The sequence below is a fragment of the Streptomyces sp. NPDC005483 genome (assembly GCF_040606035.1).
In the GTDB taxonomy this organism is placed as follows: domain Bacteria; phylum Actinomycetota; class Actinomycetes; order Streptomycetales; family Streptomycetaceae; genus Streptomyces.
This window is the reverse complement of record NZ_JBEXEA010000063.1, coordinates 14,166-30,376: the sequence shown is the minus strand read 5'-3', so window position 1 is coordinate 30,376 and position 16,211 is coordinate 14,166. Positions and strand designations below refer to the sequence as shown.

Here is a 16,211-nt window from a genome sequence, read left to right as displayed (position 1 = left end):
CCCGAGCCCTCGGCCGCACCGGAGTCGTCCGAGCCCTCGGCGGTCTCGGAGTCACCCGAGCCCTCGGCCGCACCGGAGTCGTCCGAGCCCTCGGCGGTCTCGGAGTCACCCGAGCCCTCGGCCGCACCGGAGTCGTCCGAGCCCTCGGCCGTCTCGGAGTCACCCGAGGCCGCCGCCGCACCGGAGTCACCCGAGCCCTCCGCCGCACCGGAGTCCCCCGCCCCCGCCGGCGTGTCCGGGGCGGCGTCCGTGGGCTTGGTCCCGGCGGGGGCCTCAGGGCCCTTCTCCGTGGCCGGGGGCGTGTCCTCGGGGTCCGTGGACCCGGAACCGTCCGTCGCGGCCTCTGCGGGGCTCTCGTCGGCGCCCTCGGGGGGCTTCGGGAGGTCACGTACCGAGAAGATCCTCGTGGCCGTGTCGACGCCTCCGAGGGAGATGGACTCGCGTGCCACCGCGAGCCGGGGATCACGGGCGGAACTCCTCGCCTCGGGAACCGGACTCGCGCTCCCCGGCGTCGGTTCACCCGACGACTCGCGCTGCTTCGACCTGTCGGGGGACTCGCCCGCCACCGATGCCTCCTCCATGTGCCGCAGGTGATCGGTATCCGTCACCCTGCGTCTGCCGAACCGTTGAATCGCCGCCCGGGCAACCGCCACACCACGCTGTCCGAACCATGTACCAGTGTCCTGTGTGTGGCCCTGTCCCAAGCGGTAGACGAGAACGACATACCTACCGGTTCCACTACAAACAGGTCACGCACCCTCGACAGACCAATGTGAGAGGGGTCACCCTGTCTTTCATCCACGCGGGGAGGCATGGATGGGCAGGAGCCGCAGAACTATTCCGGAAGAGCTTCTGCTGCTGGCGTTGGACCCGACCACGGGTACCACCGCACAGCCGCAGTCGCTCGACCTCGGTCTGGCCGGAGCACAGCTAGTGGAGCTGGCGCTGGCCGGACGGATAGCCCCAGACGGGGATCGTATCGCCGTGGTAGCCCCACGGCCGACTGGAGATCCGACTTTGGACTGCGCGTTGGAGTTGCTGCGAAGGCGTGGCGCTCCCGTGCGGGCAGTGAACTGGATCGGCGGGCCGCGACTGGGGCTCCGCCAGACCTACCTCTCGCATCTGGAGCGGTGCGGCATGGTGCATGCCGTGGCGGGTCAGATGTGCGGAGTGCTGCCGACGACTCGCTACCAGGCGACGGACAACGAGATCAGCCGGGAGATCAAGGCCCGGTTGGACTCGGCGATCCGCACCGGCGTACCGCCGGACCCGCGGACCGCGGCGCTCGCCGCCCTGGCACACGCGGTCGGCCTCGGCAAGCACCTGTATCCGGGCAACGAGGGCCGTTCCTCGCGCTCCCGGCTGCGGGACCTGATCAGGCACGACCCGATGGGCGGACTCGTCGCGCACGCCGTGATGGACGTCCAGAACGGCGTGGCGGCACAGCCACGTCGTAGCCCGGCACCACCGGTCGGCCGTCAGGCCGCCCCCGGAGCCAGGCCCGCGCCGGAACCCGCTCGCGGTGTTCCGATGCAACCGCGCCGAGGCCCGATGGCGCGCGCCGTGGCTCACTGAGCCGCAGTTCCACGGCACACACCGCCGGCAGCACGACCGCATGACCGCACCACGCACGACCCGCACCACGCACCACTCAGCCGCCGCACCGTCAGTCCCCAGAGACCGGTCCGGGAGCCGCTGGTCCGCGCGGGGCGACGGAACCGCACGTCCGTACATCGGACGTCGTCGGGTTCCGACGCCCCGCGCGGCCGCATGTCCGGGCACTGTCGGGACGAGGAGCCCTCAACTGACGTGCGCGCAGCGCATATACACCGTTTCCCAGCGGAAATAAGCACCTTGGTGGCAGTCTGCTCAACAGCAGATACGCAAAGTCAAGAACGAGGCACGCAGCCGGAGGTGCACGTCCCGTGGCGTCCAATGTCAATCCCACCGTCAGGCGGCGCCGACTGGGCCAGGAGCTGCGCAGGCTCCGCGAGCTCAAGGGCATGACGGCCGAAGAGGTGGCGGAGCGGCTGCTCGTGTCACAGTCGAAGATCAGCCGGCTGGAGAACGGCCGCCGCAGCATCAGCCAGCGCGACGTCCGCGACCTGTGCGGGGTGTACGAGGTCGAGGACCAGCGCATCGTCGACTCCCTGATGCAGATGGCCAAGGACTCGCGGCAGCAGGGCTGGTGGCATGCCTTCGGGGACATCCCGTACAGCGTCTACATCGGTCTGGAGACCGACGCCGAGTCGCTGCGGGTGTACGAACCCCAGATCATCACCGGCCTGTTGCAGACCCGGCCGTACGCCGAGGCCATCGTGCGCGGCGGTGCGCCGGAGGCGACGGAGACGGAGAACGACAAGCGCGTCGAGGTCCGGCTGCGGCGGCAGAGCCGGGTCGTGGCCGAGCGGGATCCCCTGCGGCTGTGGGTGGTTCTGGACGAGGCGTCCCTGCGCCGGGTCGTCGGCAGCCGGCAGGTGATGCGCGAGCAGCTGGAGTACCTCGTGGAGATGTCCCAGCAGCCCCATATCACCGTGCAGGTACTGCCGTTCGACGTCGGCGCCCATCCCGGACTCAGTGGGCAGTACTCCATCCTGGAGTTCTCGGACGCGGCGGACTCCAGCGTCGTCTACATCGAGGGTGTCACCAGCGACCTGTACCTGGAGAAGGCGCACGACGTGCAGAAGTACACCGTGATGTACGAGCACTTGAGGGCCCAGGCGCTCAACGTCGACCAGTCACGTCAGCTGATCGAGGATCTCGCCAAGGAGTACGCCCGGGAGTATGCCCGGTGAACCGCAATCGAGTCGCTTCCCGGACAGGGCGGGCCGGATAGTACACCCCGGCCACGTCCGTCTGGAAGAGTCCCTTGGAATATGCCGCCGTAAGAGTGAATGGCTGCTCCGAAAGAGGAAGTCGGCGAGTAGCGTCGATCACGCCAACGATCAGTAAAGGTTGGCGTAATCCGAACACTGCGCATCTGGCTACGGAGCGAATATGGCAATTCGTCTGGGCAACCTGGACTCATGGACGACCTCCACCTACACCAACGCCAACGGGGCGTGCCTGATGGTGAGGTCGACCGAAGAGGAAGCTCTCGAACTCGGCGACACCAAGATCCCCGAGGGTCCCAAGCTGGCCTTCCCCGCCGACGCGTGGAGCGCCTTCGTGGCCTCGGTCAAGGTGTGACACCACGCCACACCTCTACAACTGCACACGCACCACCACAGAGCCCTCTCGACCAGATCGCCGTCCTTGCCGAGGGGGCCTGCGGTGCTTCAGCCGTGGGGTTGTGCGTCGGGTGCGGGCCGGTGGGGGCTGGTCGCGCCCACGCGGCGGAGCCGCATATCGCCACAGCCCCGCGCCCCTGAGTGGGTGCAGTCATGCGTGCCTAGCGGTACCCACCTCTAGGAGTGCGTGGAATGGCACCCAGCCACGACGGACCCGCACCCGGCCTGCTACGCCAGCGCACCCTCCACCGCGGCCACAATGTCGTCCGACTCCGGCTCGGTCTGCGGGGAGAAGCGGGCCACGACCGACCCGTCCCGCCCGATGAGGAACTTCTCGAAGTTCCAGCGGATGTCACCGGCGTGGCCCTCCGCGTCGGAGAAGTCCACCAGCCGCTCGTACAGCGGGTGCCGTCCCTCCCCGTTCACGTCGACCTTCTCGGTCAGCGGGAAGGTCACGCCGTACGTCGCCGAGCAGAACTCCGCGATCTCCTCGGCGCTGCCGGGCTCCTGCCCGAGGAACTGGTTGCAGGGCACGCCGAGCACGGTGAAGCCCCGCTCCGCGTACCGCTCCTGGAGCTTCTCCAGCCCGTTGTACTGCGGGGTGAGCCCGCACTTGGAGGCCACGTTCACGATGAGGACGGCCTTGCCGGCGTACCGCGCGAGGTCGGCGGAGCCGCCCGTGAGGGCACCGATCTCGACGTCCAGGGGGGAGGAACCATCTGTAGTCGTCATGAGCGGATGCTAACTCCGCCCGGTGAATCCCCGGCCCCGGCCCCCGACGCCGCCAGCAGCACCTCCCCGGCCGCCGTCCGCACATACAGCACCGACCGCCCCGCCCGCCGCCGCTCCACCAGGCCCGCGTCGAGCAGCACCCGCAGATGCCGTCCCACCGACCCCAGCCCCTGCCCGGTCACGGCGACCAGCTGGCTGGTGCTCAGCGGGGAGTCCAGCAGGACGAACACCCGGGCCCGGCCGGCGCCGAGCAGTGTGCCGAGGCTCGCGGGCACGCTCCGGGCGCCCGGGTCGGCGAGGGCGCCCGCGCAGCCGTAGACGAGGGCGTACCGGCCCGGCTCCTCCCACGTCGCCCAGCCGCGCCCCGGCGTGACCGGGACGAAGACGAGTTCGGCGCCGCGGATGTCGCGGGGCGGGCGCTCGTACCGGTTCACCTGGAGCCGGTTGTCGCCCATCCAGCGCGTCTGCCCCGGCAGCAGGGAGTCGATGACGGCCGCCCAGCCGCCCCGGCTCACCTGCGCGGTCCGGGCCACCACGTCCCCCTCCAGGATGCGCCGCCGACGGTTCCAGTACGGCCGTACGGTCGCCGTCCAGACGTAGGCGAGGAGCGCGGCCGCCCGCTCGGGGAGGTCGTCGCGTTCCAGCGCGGCGGGCAGCGGGCCGCGGAGGGAGACACGGACGTCCGCGCGGGCCTGGGCGGGGTCGGTCGCCCGGATCCGGTCGAGGGTCTCCTCCAGGGGCGTGCCGTCACGCGGCAGGGGCGCGAGGAAGTCGGCGATCCAGGACGTGCCCATCCCGGAGCGCACGAGCAGCGCGGTCACCGGGTCGGCCGCGAGGCGCGCGCGGTAGCCGGGCAGGTGGGCGCGGAGCCAGGTCTCCTCGCCCGGGTGGGCGGCGGTGCCCGTGTGCAGCAGCCTCAGGGTCGCGAAGGTCTCGGTGAACGGGCAGACCACGAACCGGCTGCGGACCAGGGTGTCCGCGTCGACCTGCCACCAGCCCATGAACCCCCCTTTGGTTTCGCGACCGCGCGAAACACTAACCGTCAGCCGCCGCCCGCTCCGAGACTCCCCGCATGCGCAGCTACCGCACCCTTCTGGGCACCCCGGAATACGCCCCCTTCCTCCTCTCCTTCGCCGCCCACGCCGCCGCCCAGACCATCGGGGGGCTGGCCCTCGGCACGCTGGTCTACCGGGCCACCGGCTCCCCGCTGCTGTCGGCGGTGAGCATGTTCGGACCCCAGCTGGCCCAGTTACTGGGGGCCGCGTTCCTGCTCTCCGGCGCCGACCGGCTGCCCCCGCGCGCGATCCTGACCGTCATCTCCCTCGCCTTCGCGGCGGGTACGGCGGTGCTGGCGCTGCCCGGCCTGCCCGTCTGGGCGGTCTTCGTCGTCCTGCTCCTCCAGGGCCTGGTCGCCTCGCTGGGCGGGGGAGTGCGCGGCGGACTGATGAACGAGATCCTCCCCAAGGACGGTTACGTCCTTGGCCGTTCGGCCTTCAACATGCTCTGGGGCCTCGTCCAGATCACCGGCTTCGCCGCGGGCGGAGCGCTGCTGGCGCTTCTGACCCCCCGGCTCTGCCTGCTCCTCGCGGCGGCCTTCTACGTGGCGTCCGCTCTCGTCAACCACCTTGGAATCATGCCCCGCCCGCCGCGCTCGGCCGGCCGCCCGTCCTTCTCCGCGACCTGGCGCACCAACGCCCTCCTGTGGTCCTCCCGCCCCCGCCGCCTGGTGTACCTGGGCCTGTGGGTTCCCAACGGCCTGGTGGTCGGCGGCGATTCGCTCTACGTCTCCTACGCCCCCGAGGCCGCAGGCACGATGTACGCGTGCGGGGCGCTGGGCATGTTCGTGGGCGATCTGACGGTCGGCCGCCTGGTGCCGCCCGCGCTGCGGCCCCGTCTCGCGACCCCGCTGCGCCTGCTGCTGGCCGCGCCCTACCTGTTCTTCGTCCTACGGCCCCCGGTGGCGCTGTCGGTCGTGGCCGCCGGAGTCGCCTCCGTCGGCTTCGCCGCGAGCCTGGTCCTCCAGGAACGCCTGATGGCCCTCACCCCCGACGACCTCGCGGGCCAGGCGCTCGGATTGCACTCCACCGGCATGGTCGCCCTCCAGGGCGTCGGCGCGGTTCTCGCCGGCACCCTGGCCCAACTGACGTCCCCGGCCACGGCGATGACGCTGATGGCGGTCGCGTCGATCGTGGTGACCGTGACGCTCCATGCGCTGGAGAGGCGCCCCGGCGGGGGCGGTGTGACCCCGGACGGCGTGACCCCGGATCTCACGGAGCCTCGACGGGCACGTGGTTGAAGGCGAGGGGGACCGTATCGACGTCACCCTCTCCGAAGGCCCTCAGGTAGGTCTCGAGCGCCGGCGGACGATAGCCGGGGTCGCCCTCGCGGCGGCGCAGGACCGTGTCGGCCAGGTGCTCGTTGCCGACGAGGAGGCCCTGCTTGTCCCTCTCCTGCCCGATAGGGCGGTGCAGGGGCTTGAAGAGCCGGTAGAAGCCCTTACGGGACGGGTTCCACGGGCCCATCGGGTCGGGCTGGACGGCGAAGTCGGCGCACTCCTGCGGGCGCATGCTGTCCGGCCCCTTTGCGCTGAGGACCACGGGGTCGAGATCCAGGTCGTACCGGGCGGCCTGCTGCGCCATCCACAGCAGGGTGATGTCGGACAGACCCGAGTCCTTCTCGCCGCCCCCGACGGAGAGATGCACCCCGGAGAACCACACCTGTCTCAGCTCCTGGTGCTTCGGGGCGTCCTTCTCCTGCTGCCACAGGGTGGGCGGGAACGCCGAGCGCTCCTCGTCGACGGCCAGGGCCTGGAAGGCGCCGTTCACGTACCTGCTGAGGGTGGTGTCGTGGAAGGCCCAGCGGTGGTTGAAGCGGTCGACGAGCGGCTGGAGGAACCCGGGCGCCGGAACCGGGATGCCCAGGGAGCCGACCGTGTCCCACACGCCCACGAAACGGATCTCCGTCTCGTACGAGTACGCCCCGCGGAACAGCGTCGCGGCCACGCTGGTCGGTTTGTCGGCGCGGCTGCGGTACAGCGCCCACGCCTCGTCGATGCGGTCGGCCTGTTCGGGGCGCAGGATGCCGCAGTTGCGCACCAGACCGGCCAGACTGCGCGCGGTGAACGCGCCCCGGCTGAACCCGAACAGGTACAGGGAGTCCCCGGGTTCGTAGGTGTGGATCAGGAAGCGGTACGCGTCGAGCACGTTGCGCGACAGGCCCACCCCGAAGGCCCCGCCGCGCAACCGTTCCCTCCGGTTCGTGCCGACCCCGCTGTGGTAGTACACCCGTTGTTCCGTTCCGGCAGCGGAGCGTCGCCGTACGGCCAGGGCCACCTTGGCGACATTCGTCTTGCTCGGCTGGTCGGCGAGATTCCAGGTCCCGTCGCAGCAGACCACCAGACGCTTGGCCATCCTCGTCTCCTCTCCCTGTAGAGAGGACCGCGCGACTGCTCGGTAGATACAGCCAGTACCGCAGGGACCGCGCCGACCCGCAACTCGGCGCCCGGCGGCGGGCCCGGCGGCGGGTCGGCGGCAGGCCCGGCGGCAGACCGGTGGTCAGGCCACGACCGTGAAGAGTCCCGTCTTGTCGCCCAGCCTCGCCAGCGAGACCTTGCCCGGGATGCCGTTGGCGTCGGCGCCGGTGTAGCCGAGGTGGCGCTGCCACTTGGCGTAGGCGGCGAGGGTGGTGGTGCCGAAGGAGCCGTCCCCGGCGTAGGACTTGGAGAGATAGCCGAGTTCGACGAGGGCGGCCTCGGTGAGGTTGGTGCCGGCCATGTAGCTGACGTGCCCCTGCTTGGCCCCGGGGTCGGTCTTCGCGGCCGTGACCAGCCGGGACAGGTCGACGCGGGGCTTGCCCGCCGGCTTGGTCGGCTCCGCCTTGCCGGGGTTCGCGGCCAGCTGCTTCTTCACCGCGGCCCGGAAGTCGTCCATGTCGAAGCTCGGGTCGATCTTCCCCGGCTGGCACTCCTTGTGTCCGGCGACGGACTTCTCGCTCCAGCCGTGCGCCCGGCAGATCGCCGCCGCCCACAGCACGGCCTGGCGGTACTGCGCCGTGGGGTAGGGGTCCCCGCCCTTGCCGAGGTTCTCGATCTCCAGGCCGTAGAGACAGTCGTTGCCGTCGGCCTTCGCCGCGTCGTCGTGCGGGAGGGGCTTCTCCTCGCGCAGGGCGTTGAGGACATCGATGTCGGCGTAACCGGCGTGGTTGGTACGGCCGTTGCCGATCATCCACAGTCCGGCGGTCTTGCCGAGCCAGGCGTGGCACAGCGGTCCCGGCAGGTCGGATCTGCCCTTGTAGCAGAGCTCCTTGTCGTTGTGCCCGCCGGTGTGGTGGATCAGCACCCCGATGACGGGCCCGAAGGACTTGCCGGACGCTGCGTCGCGGTTGTGGGTCTTCCAGCCGGTGTGCTCGTGCACGGTGAGGCCTTCGGCCTTCAGGGCGGCGAGCATCTTCGCGGCGGACAGGGGAGTGGCCATGGCTGCGTTTTCCTCCGGACGACGCGTTGACGGCGCGTCAAATAAGCGACAGATTCCGTGAGTTGTGGCGCGAACGACACGCAGTGGTACGTAATCGCGCCACGTGCCGCTCATGATTGCGCCATTGACGCGCCCTGTCGGGGAAATCGCGGCAATTCACAGTCGAACGGAGTCCGGTGTCCGGCGCGGCGGTCCGAAGGGGTACGACCGCCGCGCCGGGGCAGGGGCGGCGTGGCCGTGGGTCAGCCCGGTGCCACCGCGCGGCCGGTCTGGGGCGAGATCATGCCGGAGCACAGCCCCTTGGCGGCCAGTGTCTGCGCGATGCGCGGGATCGCCGCGCGGGTGTTGGCGGGCCAGTCGTGCATGAGGATGACCTGGCCGTTGGTCAGCCGGCCGACCGCCGCGACGATCGCGTCGGTACTGGCGTTGTTCCAGTCCTGCGAGTCGACCTGCCAGATGACCTCGGTCAGCCCGTACTTGGCCTCCACGGCCTTCACGGTCGCGTTCGTCTCGCCGTACGGCGGCCGGAACAGCCTCGGCGTGCCACCACCGGCGTTGGCGATCGCCTGCTGGGTGCGGGAGATCTCCGAGTCGATCGTGGCCTGGCTCTGCTGGGTCAGATGCGGGTGCGTGTAACTGTGGTTGCCGACCCACATCCCGGCGCTGACCTGGGCCCTGACGAGCGCCGGGTTGGCGGCGGCGTTCTGGCCGGTGTTGAACATGGTGGCCCTGAGGCCGTACTGCTTCAGGGAGTTGAGCAGGGTGGTGGTGCCGCTGCCCGGGCCGTCGTCGAAGGTGAGGCCGACGTATCCGGAGCAGGCGGCGGCCTGCGCGGGGGCGGCGGAGGCGGGGACGGCGAGGGTGCCGGCGGCGGCCAGAGCGGCGGCGGCCAGTAACGGGAGGTGCGCCCGGGCCCTCATCACGCCACCGTGATGTTGGAGCTGCCGCTGCTCTGGTAACCCTCGGTCGCGAGGATCATGTAGTACTTGAAGCTGCCCATCGGCATGCCGGCCCGGGCCCACGCGTCGAAGTGGTTGCCGGTGGTGATGGCGCCGCCGGTCCGCTTCGACTGGCGCACGCTCCAGTACTGGTTGAAGGTCTTGGTGCCTTCCACGGACGGGGCGTTGTAGCGGGTGGTCTGGTAGATGTCGTACGTCCCGCCGTCGCTGGTCACCGTGCCCTTGTACGTTCCGGTGGGCCGGTAGGTGCCCCAGTTGTCGACGATGTAGTACTCGACGAGCGGGTTGGACGTCCAGCCGTACAGGGCCAGATAGGCGTTGCCGGACGGGTTGAAGCTGCCCGAGTAGCTCACGGTCCTGCGGGAGCCGTTGCTCCAGCCCTTGCCGGCCACGAAGTTGCCGGTGTTGCGCCAGGAAGTGCTGTAGTTCCCGCCGGAGTTCAGGGTCATGGAGACCGTGCCCTGCGCGTCCGTCCAGAACGAGTAGTAGTAGCCGTTGTTGGTCCCGGTCTGGTTCGTGGTGATGACCGTGGCCGCCTCGGCGGTGCCGGGCAGGGCCAGGGTGGCCCCGGTGGCCAGCAGGAGGCCGCAGACGCTGCGGCGCGTCGGGTGTGCGGGTGTGTCAGTCATGCCCCACAGTTTTGGCCTGCCCCTGTCAAGCGTCAACAGTTTCGGCAGATGTTTCGAACGCTTCGAGGTCGCTCTCACCTGAGGAAACCCGCGAAATCTTTCGGAAGATCGCGGGGAGAAGAGATCAAAAAGTCCGGCCGAGCTTCGAATGTTTCGAAGGCTTTCCGGAGCGTCTCTGTCCTAGTGGTCCTTGTTGAAGCAGGGGGGCGTGTCCGGCAGATGGTCCCTCGCCCAGGCGGCGAGCTCCCCGAGGGCCGGCTCCAGCGCGGCCCCGGCCGCCGTCAGTCGGTAGGAGACCCGCAGTGGCGGACCCTCGTCGACCTCGCGGAGCACGAGCCCGGCGGCGCCGAGTTCGACGAGCCGGTCGGCGAGCATCCGCTCGCTGAGGCCGGGGATGGCCCGCCGCAGGTCGGAGAAGTAGGTCGGCCGCCCCATCAGGACGGCGAGGATCGGGCCGTTCCAGCGCTTCCCGAGCAGCTGGAAGACGCGAGTGATGCCGTCGTCGACCTGCTTGCACGGTTCCTGGTCATGGATCTGCTCGGCCGTCATGGGTGCAGGGTACCTCTTTGTCGTACGGTGATGAAAAAAAGTAAGTACCTGTGCTAGATATAGCTAGGTACCGATTCTCAGCTCATTACCGTGATGGAGAAACCCCATGGCCACCCTGCTGCACATCGACTCGTCGGTCCTCCCCGGTGCGGCCTCCGCTTCCCGTGTCGTGACCGAGGCCTTCCGCAAGACCTGGCAGGAGCAGCACCCGAGCGGCACGGTGATCTACCGCGACCTGGCCGTCGAGCCGGTCCCGCACATCACCGCCGACGCCCACACCGCGGGCTTCGCCGACCCGGCCACGCACACCCCCGAGCAGGCCGCGGCCTTCGCCGCCCGGCTGGAGCTCATCGAGGAACTGGAGCACGCCGACGCGGTCCTCATCGGCGCCCCGATGTACAACTTCACGATCCCGTCGACCCTCAAGGCCTGGCTGGACAACGTGACCCTCTTCGGCCGCACCGGCGGCGAGAACCCCTCCGCCAAGGGCACCCCGGTCACCGTCGTCGCCAGCCGCGGCGGCGCCTACGGCCCCGGCACCCCGCGCGAGTCCTTCGAGTTCGTCCAGAACTACCTGACGGCACTCCTGGAAGGCGCTCTCGCCCTCGAGGTCGACTTCATCGTCCCCGAGATGACGATGGCCCCGCACAACCCGGCCCTCGCGGAGTTCGTCCCCCTCTTCGAGGCCTCCCGCGAGCGGGCGCTCCAGGACGCCGAGGCGAAGGCGAAGACCCTCGCCGAGCGTTTCGCGGCCTGAGGCGGAGGGCCGGACGCGGACAGCTCTCTGCGGACGGCCCGATGCGGGCGGCCTGAGGTGCGCGGCCGGATGTGGACGGCCCGATGCGCGCGACCCGAGGCGAAGGGGTCGGGGGAGAAACGAGAAGGCAAGGAGGTCGCTCCACTCCTTGCCACTCTCAACCTATAGCGCACAGGGGGGCTTGCGGCAAGGCCCCGGTGCGGGCGCAGACTTACCCGCCTGAGTCGTGGGTCGCCGAAAGAACGGGGGTGGATCGGATGCGCGCAGGTCTCTTCACGTACGGATCGCGCGGGCACGCCGACCCCGCCCGCGTGGCCGTCGGCACGGTCCGGCCCCGACGTACACGTCGGCGGCGGCCCCCGGCGCCGGCCGAGGTGATCCGTCCCCGGCCGGCCGACCCGGCCGCCGGGGTCCGTACGGACTGGGCGCCGACAGCTGCGAAACTGCTGGTGGACCTGGCCGGCGGGGAGAGATCGCACGTGTCCGTGTGATCACGCCAGACCGTTCGTCCCTCGTGGTCGTGGAAGATGACCTCACATCGGAGCTGCTGACTTGAATTCCCTGCCCACCCGCGTGTTCGACCTTCCCGAGCGCCTAGCCGCCAAGGCCGACCCGGCGCTGATCGCCGCCGACGAGGAGCACTTCGCGGCCATCGCGCGGTGCCTGGAGCAGACGATCGCCGAGCTGTCCGACACCCTCGCCGCCACCCTCCGGGCACCCGGCGGCATCGGCCAGGAAGCCATGGACCGGGACACGGAGATCCACCGTCTCAGCGCCCGGCTGCGCACCCTGCGCCGCTTCGGCCTGGACCTGTGCCTCGGGCACATGGTCGGCGCGGACGATCCCGAGCCCGTGTACGTCGGACGGCTCGGCCTCACGGACAGCACGGGGCGCAGGCTGCTCGTCGACTGGCGGTCCCCCGCGGCCGAGCCGTTCTTCGGGGCCACCCACGCCCACCCGATGGGCCTGGCCAGCCGCCGCAGGTACCGCTGGACGAACGGCCGGATCAGCGACTACTGGGACGAGGTGTTCGCCCCCGACGGCTTCGCCGGACACGCCGCGCTCGACGACCAGTCCGCCTTCATCGCCAGCCTCGGCACCGACCGCTCCGAACGGATGCGGGACGTCCTCGGCACCATCCAGGCCGACCAGGACGCCATCATCCGCGCGGGATCCCGCGGCGCGCTCGTCGTCGACGGCGGTCCCGGCACCGGCAAGACCGTCGTCGCCCTGCACCGCTCCGCCTACCTCCTGCACTCCGACCCGCGCCTCGGCCACCGGCGCGGCGGCGTGCTGTTCGTCGGCCCGCACCGGCCCTACCTGGCCTACGTCTCCGACGTCCTGCCCAGCCTGGGGGAGGAGGGCGTGCAGACCTGCGTCCTCAGGGACTTCGTCGCCGAGGGGGCCACGGCAGGGGTCGAGACCGACCCGGAGGTGGCCCGCCTGAAGTCGTCGGCGGACCTGGTCGGGGCGATCGAGAAGGCCGTACGGTTCTACGAGGAGCCGCCCGCCGAGGGCATGACCGTGACCACCCACTGGTCCGACATCCGGCTGACCGCCGGCGACTGGGCCGAGGCGTTCGACGCGGCCGAAGGCGCCCCGCACAACGACGCGCGCGACCAGGTCTGGAACGAACTGCTCACGATCCTGGTGGACAAGCACGAGGGCGACGCCCCGGAGGCGCTGCTCCGCAAGTCCCTTCGCCAGAACAGGGAGTTGCTGACCGCGTTCAACCGGGCGTGGCCGCTCCTGGAGGCGGCCGACCTGGTCTCGGACCTGTGGACCGTCCCCGCCTATCTGCGGATGTGCGCTCCCTGGCTGGACCGCGACGAGGTACGGGCTCTGCAGCGCGCCGACGGCCAGGCCTGGACGGTGTCCGACCTGCCGCTCCTGGACGCGGCACGCCAGCGGCTCGGCGACCCGGAGATCTCCCGACGCAGGCGCCGGAACGAGGCCACCGTCGCCGCCGAACGCGAGCGCATGGCCACCGTGGTGGAGAACCTGAGCGCGGTCGCCGACGACGAGTACGGCATGGGCCTGGTGACGATGCTCCGCGGCGAGGACTTCCACCATGCCCTGGTCGACGAGTCCGCCCTGCACATCGCCGACCCGGACCTGCTGGCCGGGCCGTTCGCGCACGTCGTCGTGGACGAGGCACAGGAACTGACCGACGCGGAGTGGCAGATGCTGCTGCTGCGCTGCCCGTCCCGCAGCTTCACCATCGTCGGTGACCGCGCGCAGGCCAGGCACGGCTTCACGGAGTCCTGGCAGGAACGGCTCGAACGGATCGGCCTGGACCGCATCACGCTCGCCTCCCTGAGCATCAACTACCGCACCCCGGAAGAGATCATGAAGGAGGCCGAGCCGGTCATCCGCGCCGCGCTTCCGGACGCCAACGTCCCCACGTCGATCCGCAGCACCGGCATCCCGGTGACCCACGGCCCGGTCTCGGACCTGCACCGAACCCTCGACACCTGGCTCACCGGCCACCCCGAAGGCATCGCCTGCGTCATCGGCGACCCCGGCTTCCGCTCGACGCCCCGGGTCCGCTCCCTGACCCCGGCACTTTCGAAGGGCCTCGAATTCGACCTGGTGATCCTCGTGGACCCGCAGAACTTCGGGGAGGGCGTCGAGGGGGCGGTGGACCGGTACGTGGCGATGACCCGGGCGACGCGACAACTCGTGGTGCTCACGAGCTCCTGAAGCAGGGGCTCCTGAGGCTGAGCGGGACACCTGTGACGGGAATGCACCGGGGCCAGCCCGGCCTCAGCCCACTCGCTCTGTTCCTCGTCGGAGGCGCGACCACCTGGTTCCTCGCCCTGCTCGCCCACTACCTCCTGACCGAACGGCTGGGAGCCCGCCGCCGACGTCGGCGGCGGGCCGCGCGCTGATCGCCGCTCCTAGTCGACGGGGGTCGGACCGTCGTCGGACCTCTTCTGCTTGCTGGTGGGGAGCTGGAGCAGGCCGTTGCTCTCGCTCTCCTCGGGGCGCCGGCCGCCTCCGTCCTGGCCGCCCAGGTTCTGCCGGACCGAGTCGAGGATCGTCAGGCCCTGGGACACCAGGCCGGCGGCGATCTCGCCGAGGCCGTCCGCGCCGTTGAGGACGTTGACGTTGGCGCCGGCCAGGCCGCCGGCCGCCTCCTTCACGATCTGCGGGAGCTGGTCGATCAGCATCCGGTCCAGCGCGACCCGGTCGTACGAGGCCGCGGCCTCGGCCTGGATCTTCATGCGCTGCGCGTCGGCGGCGGCGAGCACCCTGATCCGCTCGGCCTCGGCCTCGGCGGGCTTCACGATCTCGGCCACCAGCTGCTGCTGGCGCAGCTTGGCCTGGCGCTGGGCCAGCTCGGTCTGGGCGGCGAGCACCTCCTGCTGGGCATGGGCCTGCGCCAGCGGTCCGGCCTGGGAGGCCTGCGCCTGGGCGCGGTCGACCTGGGCGGAGTACTCCGCCTTCACGATGGCCGTCTGCCGGGCGTACTCGGCCTGCTTGCGGGCCGCCTCCTGCTCCGCCTCGACGGAGGCCTGGGTGGCCTGGGCCTGGGCGATCTGGGCCTGCCGCTGGATGGCCGCCTTGTGCGGCGCGGACATCGCGTCGATGTAGCCGGCGTCGCCGTCGTCGATCGACTGGATCTGCAGTGAGTCCACGATCAAGCCGATCTTCGCCATCTCCATCTTGGAGGTGTCCAGGACCTCCGCGGCGAGCTTCTGCCGCTCGGTGACGATCTCCTCGACCGTCATCGAGCCGATGATCGCCCGCAGGTGACCGGCGAAGATACGGCCGGTCAGGACCGACATCTGGTCCTGGTCGGAGAGGAAGCGCTGGCCCGCGTTGATGATGCTCTCGTGGTCGTTGCCGACCTTGAACGCGATGACCGCGCGGACGTGCAGCGCGATGCCCTGCCGGGTCACACAGGTCTCGGTGACCTCGGACTCGCACATCGACAGGGTCAGGAAGCGGGTCTTGCGAAAGAACGGGATCACGAACTTGCCGTGCCCCGTCACCACTCGGAAAGGCGCGCCCCCCAGTCCCCGCCGGCCCCCCGAGATCAGCATCGCCTCGTCGGGAGCGGGGACGCGGTATCCGAACATGCTTGTACTCCTCAGTCGGCGCCGGCGGTGTGGCCGAGCGCGTCCAATGGATCCACCCACTCGATGACGCCGACCTCCCGGCATCCACGTGATTCGATCACGAGCACCGTCGCGCCCATGGGCAGGGGATCCTCCGACCAGGCGAGGAACGTCTCGGAGCCGCCTCTGACCCGCACCAGGACCTCACCGGGGCCCGCGGATCCGCGCGTTCCGATGAGCACCTTCCCCGTGCAGCCGATCACGGCCTCGTCCTGCGGCATCACCGGCCGTCCTCCTCCTCCTGGCCCCAGGATTCCGACGATAGACCCAGTCCGGCCAGGACCCAACGGTCAGTACGACCCAGCCCGGATCGCAGCCTCGTGGTCGCGTCACCGCCCACGAGTGTGCGGTCATCGAGCACGCCCTCGGCGAAGCCCGTCGCGACGAGGTGCCGGCCGGAGGCACCCGTGGCGACGGCGGGTGCCAGGTCGGTGGTGCCCGCGCCCGCGAGGTCCTCCAGGGCGGGGTGCGGGCTGCCGTCCGGCCACCGCTCTCCTGCGGCGATCACGGCGACCGGATGCTCGGGTGCGCCAGAGCCATGCGTGCTGAGCCGGCTGCCGACGGCACTGACGTTGCGCACGCGGGCGGGCGTAGCCCGACGGTGTGATGTGCCCGGCCGAAGTGCGGCCGCGCTGCGCGCCGGTCCGTCTCATCCGTGGCGCGGGGTGCTTTCGTCTGGGGCCGGGTATCCGACGGCTCCTGGCGGCCGGCCGACGTCCAGCTTTTCTCATGCGCGTCGCCTGACTTTCCTGCGGCGTG

At 70.6% G+C, this 16,211-nt stretch carries 17 protein-coding genes and 1 pseudogene; 7 read left to right on the top strand and 11 right to left on the bottom strand.

Annotated elements, in window-relative coordinates; translation table 11 throughout:
- Nucleotides 1-581, bottom strand: a pseudogene (locus tag ABZT06_RS47920) (D-alanyl-D-alanine carboxypeptidase); the annotation flags it as partial.
- A 235-nt stretch (nucleotides 582-816) separates the two neighbouring features.
- On the opposite strand from ABZT06_RS47920, the gene ABZT06_RS47915 reads away from it, so the two are divergent.
- The 3 genes from ABZT06_RS47915 to ABZT06_RS47905 all read left to right on the top strand — a co-directional run bounded on the left by ABZT06_RS47915 (nucleotide 817) and on the right by ABZT06_RS47905 (nucleotide 3,189).
- Entirely contained in the window at nucleotides 817-1,575 is a 759-nt protein-coding gene (locus ABZT06_RS47915) for a GPP34 family phosphoprotein (protein WP_355755643.1), read from the top strand.
- Between the two features lie 350 nt (nucleotides 1,576-1,925).
- Nucleotides 1,926-2,795, top strand: coding sequence for a helix-turn-helix transcriptional regulator (locus tag ABZT06_RS47910; protein ID WP_355755641.1), 870 nt, complete (start codon nucleotides 1,926-1,928; stop codon nucleotides 2,793-2,795).
- A gap of 202 nt (nucleotides 2,796-2,997) precedes the next feature.
- Entirely contained in the window at nucleotides 2,998-3,189 is a 192-nt protein-coding gene (locus ABZT06_RS47905) for a DUF397 domain-containing protein (RefSeq protein WP_355755639.1), read from the top strand.
- Between the two features lie 269 nt (nucleotides 3,190-3,458).
- On the opposite strand, the gene ABZT06_RS47900 is transcribed toward ABZT06_RS47905, so the two are convergent.
- Both ABZT06_RS47900 and ABZT06_RS47895 read right to left on the bottom strand, forming a co-directional pair.
- Nucleotides 3,459-3,962 carry a glutathione peroxidase gene (locus ABZT06_RS47900; protein WP_355755636.1) on the bottom strand — a complete coding sequence of 168 codons (504 nt, stop codon included), beginning with the start codon at nucleotides 3,960-3,962 and terminating at the stop codon, nucleotides 3,459-3,461.
- Nucleotides 3,959-4,963 (bottom strand): winged helix-turn-helix domain-containing protein, encoded by a 1,005-nt coding sequence (locus ABZT06_RS47895; protein WP_355755634.1) that lies wholly within the window; start codon nucleotides 4,961-4,963, stop codon nucleotides 3,959-3,961. The genes ABZT06_RS47900 and ABZT06_RS47895 overlap by 4 nt, the downstream gene beginning before the upstream one ends.
- 71 nt (nucleotides 4,964-5,034) lie before the next feature.
- Between ABZT06_RS47895 and ABZT06_RS47890 the strand changes: the two genes are divergently transcribed.
- The gene (locus ABZT06_RS47890; RefSeq protein WP_355755632.1) at nucleotides 5,035-6,258 is read left to right on the top strand and encodes an MFS transporter; all 1,224 of its coding nucleotides are present in this window, start codon (nucleotides 5,035-5,037) and stop codon (nucleotides 6,256-6,258) included.
- Here ABZT06_RS47890 and ABZT06_RS47885 read toward each other — a convergent pair.
- The 5 genes from ABZT06_RS47885 to ABZT06_RS47865 form a co-directional block, all read right to left on the bottom strand.
- Nucleotides 6,230-7,372, bottom strand: a complete 1,143-nt coding sequence (locus ABZT06_RS47885) for a DUF2235 domain-containing protein (RefSeq protein ID WP_355755630.1) — start codon at nucleotides 7,370-7,372, stop codon at nucleotides 6,230-6,232. The two genes, ABZT06_RS47890 and ABZT06_RS47885, sit on opposite strands and share 29 nt — an antisense overlap.
- A 144-nt stretch (nucleotides 7,373-7,516) precedes the next feature.
- The gene (locus ABZT06_RS47880) at nucleotides 7,517-8,434 is read right to left on the bottom strand and encodes an N-acetylmuramoyl-L-alanine amidase (RefSeq protein WP_355755628.1); all 918 of its coding nucleotides are present in this window, start codon (nucleotides 8,432-8,434) and stop codon (nucleotides 7,517-7,519) included.
- Between the two features lie 242 nt (nucleotides 8,435-8,676).
- Entirely contained in the window at nucleotides 8,677-9,354 is a 678-nt protein-coding gene (locus ABZT06_RS47875; RefSeq protein WP_355755625.1) for a polysaccharide deacetylase family protein, read from the bottom strand.
- Nucleotides 9,354-10,022 (bottom strand): glycoside hydrolase family 11 protein, encoded by a 669-nt coding sequence (locus tag ABZT06_RS47870; RefSeq protein ID WP_355755622.1) that lies wholly within the window; start codon nucleotides 10,020-10,022, stop codon nucleotides 9,354-9,356. The genes ABZT06_RS47875 and ABZT06_RS47870 overlap by 1 nt, the downstream gene beginning before the upstream one ends.
- Nucleotides 10,023-10,202: 180 nt before the next feature.
- Nucleotides 10,203-10,571 carry a helix-turn-helix domain-containing protein gene (locus ABZT06_RS47865; RefSeq protein ID WP_355755619.1) on the bottom strand — a complete coding sequence of 123 codons (369 nt, stop codon included), beginning with the start codon at nucleotides 10,569-10,571 and terminating at the stop codon, nucleotides 10,203-10,205.
- A gap of 106 nt (nucleotides 10,572-10,677) precedes the next feature.
- On the opposite strand from ABZT06_RS47865, the gene ABZT06_RS47860 reads away from it, so the two are divergent.
- The 3 genes from ABZT06_RS47860 (at nucleotide 10,678) to ABZT06_RS47850 (ending at nucleotide 14,219) form a co-directional block, all read left to right on the top strand.
- The gene (locus ABZT06_RS47860; protein WP_355755617.1) at nucleotides 10,678-11,328 is read left to right on the top strand and encodes an NAD(P)H-dependent oxidoreductase; all 651 of its coding nucleotides are present in this window, start codon (nucleotides 10,678-10,680) and stop codon (nucleotides 11,326-11,328) included.
- A gap of 552 nt (nucleotides 11,329-11,880) precedes the next feature.
- Nucleotides 11,881-14,031 (top strand): RNA polymerase recycling motor ATPase HelR, encoded by a 2,151-nt coding sequence (helR, locus tag ABZT06_RS47855; RefSeq protein ID WP_355755614.1) that lies wholly within the window; start codon nucleotides 11,881-11,883, stop codon nucleotides 14,029-14,031.
- Between the two features lie 32 nt (nucleotides 14,032-14,063).
- Nucleotides 14,064-14,219 carry a hypothetical protein gene (locus ABZT06_RS47850; protein WP_355755611.1) on the top strand — a complete coding sequence of 52 codons (156 nt, stop codon included), beginning with the start codon at nucleotides 14,064-14,066 and terminating at the stop codon, nucleotides 14,217-14,219.
- Between the two features lie 9 nt (nucleotides 14,220-14,228).
- On the opposite strand, the gene ABZT06_RS47845 is transcribed toward ABZT06_RS47850, so the two are convergent.
- Genes ABZT06_RS47845 through ABZT06_RS47835 form a run of 3 tightly spaced genes read right to left on the bottom strand, consistent with a single transcriptional unit; the run spans nucleotide 14,229 to nucleotide 16,032 of the window.
- Nucleotides 14,229-15,413 (bottom strand): SPFH domain-containing protein, encoded by a 1,185-nt coding sequence (locus ABZT06_RS47845; protein ID WP_355755609.1) that lies wholly within the window; start codon nucleotides 15,411-15,413, stop codon nucleotides 14,229-14,231.
- 11 nt (nucleotides 15,414-15,424) lie between these two features.
- A complete protein-coding gene (locus ABZT06_RS47840) occupies nucleotides 15,425-15,673 on the bottom strand; it encodes a hypothetical protein (protein ID WP_355755607.1) in 249 nt (82 codons plus the stop codon).
- Nucleotides 15,673-16,032, bottom strand: a complete 360-nt coding sequence (locus ABZT06_RS47835) for a hypothetical protein (protein ID WP_355755605.1) — start codon at nucleotides 16,030-16,032, stop codon at nucleotides 15,673-15,675. Before ABZT06_RS47835 ends, ABZT06_RS47840 begins: the two co-directional genes overlap by 1 nt.
- Between the last annotated feature and the right edge of the window lie 179 nt (nucleotides 16,033-16,211).

What these genes read in the sequence shown, in the direction of transcription:
- ABZT06_RS47915 (WP_355755643.1), top strand. Translation starts at nt 817, where the DNA reads ATGGGCAGGAGCCGCAGAACTATTCCGGAAGAGCTTCTGCTGCTGGCG.
- ABZT06_RS47905 (WP_355755639.1), top strand. Translation starts at nt 2,998, where the DNA reads ATGGCAATTCGTCTGGGCAACCTGGACTCATGGACGACCTCCACCTAC.
- ABZT06_RS47900 (WP_355755636.1), bottom strand. Translation starts at nt 3,962, where the DNA reads ATGACGACTACAGATGGTTCCTCCCCCCTGGACGTCGAGATCGGTGCC.
- ABZT06_RS47895 (WP_355755634.1), bottom strand. Translation starts at nt 4,963, where the DNA reads ATGGGCTGGTGGCAGGTCGACGCGGACACCCTGGTCCGCAGCCGGTTC.
- ABZT06_RS47890 (WP_355755632.1), top strand. Translation starts at nt 5,035, where the DNA reads ATGCGCAGCTACCGCACCCTTCTGGGCACCCCGGAATACGCCCCCTTC.
- ABZT06_RS47885 (WP_355755630.1), bottom strand. Translation starts at nt 7,372, where the DNA reads ATGGCCAAGCGTCTGGTGGTCTGCTGCGACGGGACCTGGAATCTCGCC.
- ABZT06_RS47880 (WP_355755628.1), bottom strand. Translation starts at nt 8,434, where the DNA reads ATGGCCACTCCCCTGTCCGCCGCGAAGATGCTCGCCGCCCTGAAGGCC.
- ABZT06_RS47875 (WP_355755625.1), bottom strand. Translation starts at nt 9,354, where the DNA reads ATGAGGGCCCGGGCGCACCTCCCGTTACTGGCCGCCGCCGCTCTGGCC.
- ABZT06_RS47870 (WP_355755622.1), bottom strand. Translation starts at nt 10,022, where the DNA reads ATGACTGACACACCCGCACACCCGACGCGCCGCAGCGTCTGCGGCCTC.
- ABZT06_RS47865 (WP_355755619.1), bottom strand. Translation starts at nt 10,571, where the DNA reads ATGACGGCCGAGCAGATCCATGACCAGGAACCGTGCAAGCAGGTCGAC.
- ABZT06_RS47860 (WP_355755617.1), top strand. Translation starts at nt 10,678, where the DNA reads ATGGCCACCCTGCTGCACATCGACTCGTCGGTCCTCCCCGGTGCGGCC.
- ABZT06_RS47845 (WP_355755609.1), bottom strand. Translation starts at nt 15,413, where the DNA reads ATGTTCGGATACCGCGTCCCCGCTCCCGACGAGGCGATGCTGATCTCG.
- ABZT06_RS47840 (WP_355755607.1), bottom strand. Translation starts at nt 15,673, where the DNA reads ATGCCGCAGGACGAGGCCGTGATCGGCTGCACGGGGAAGGTGCTCATC.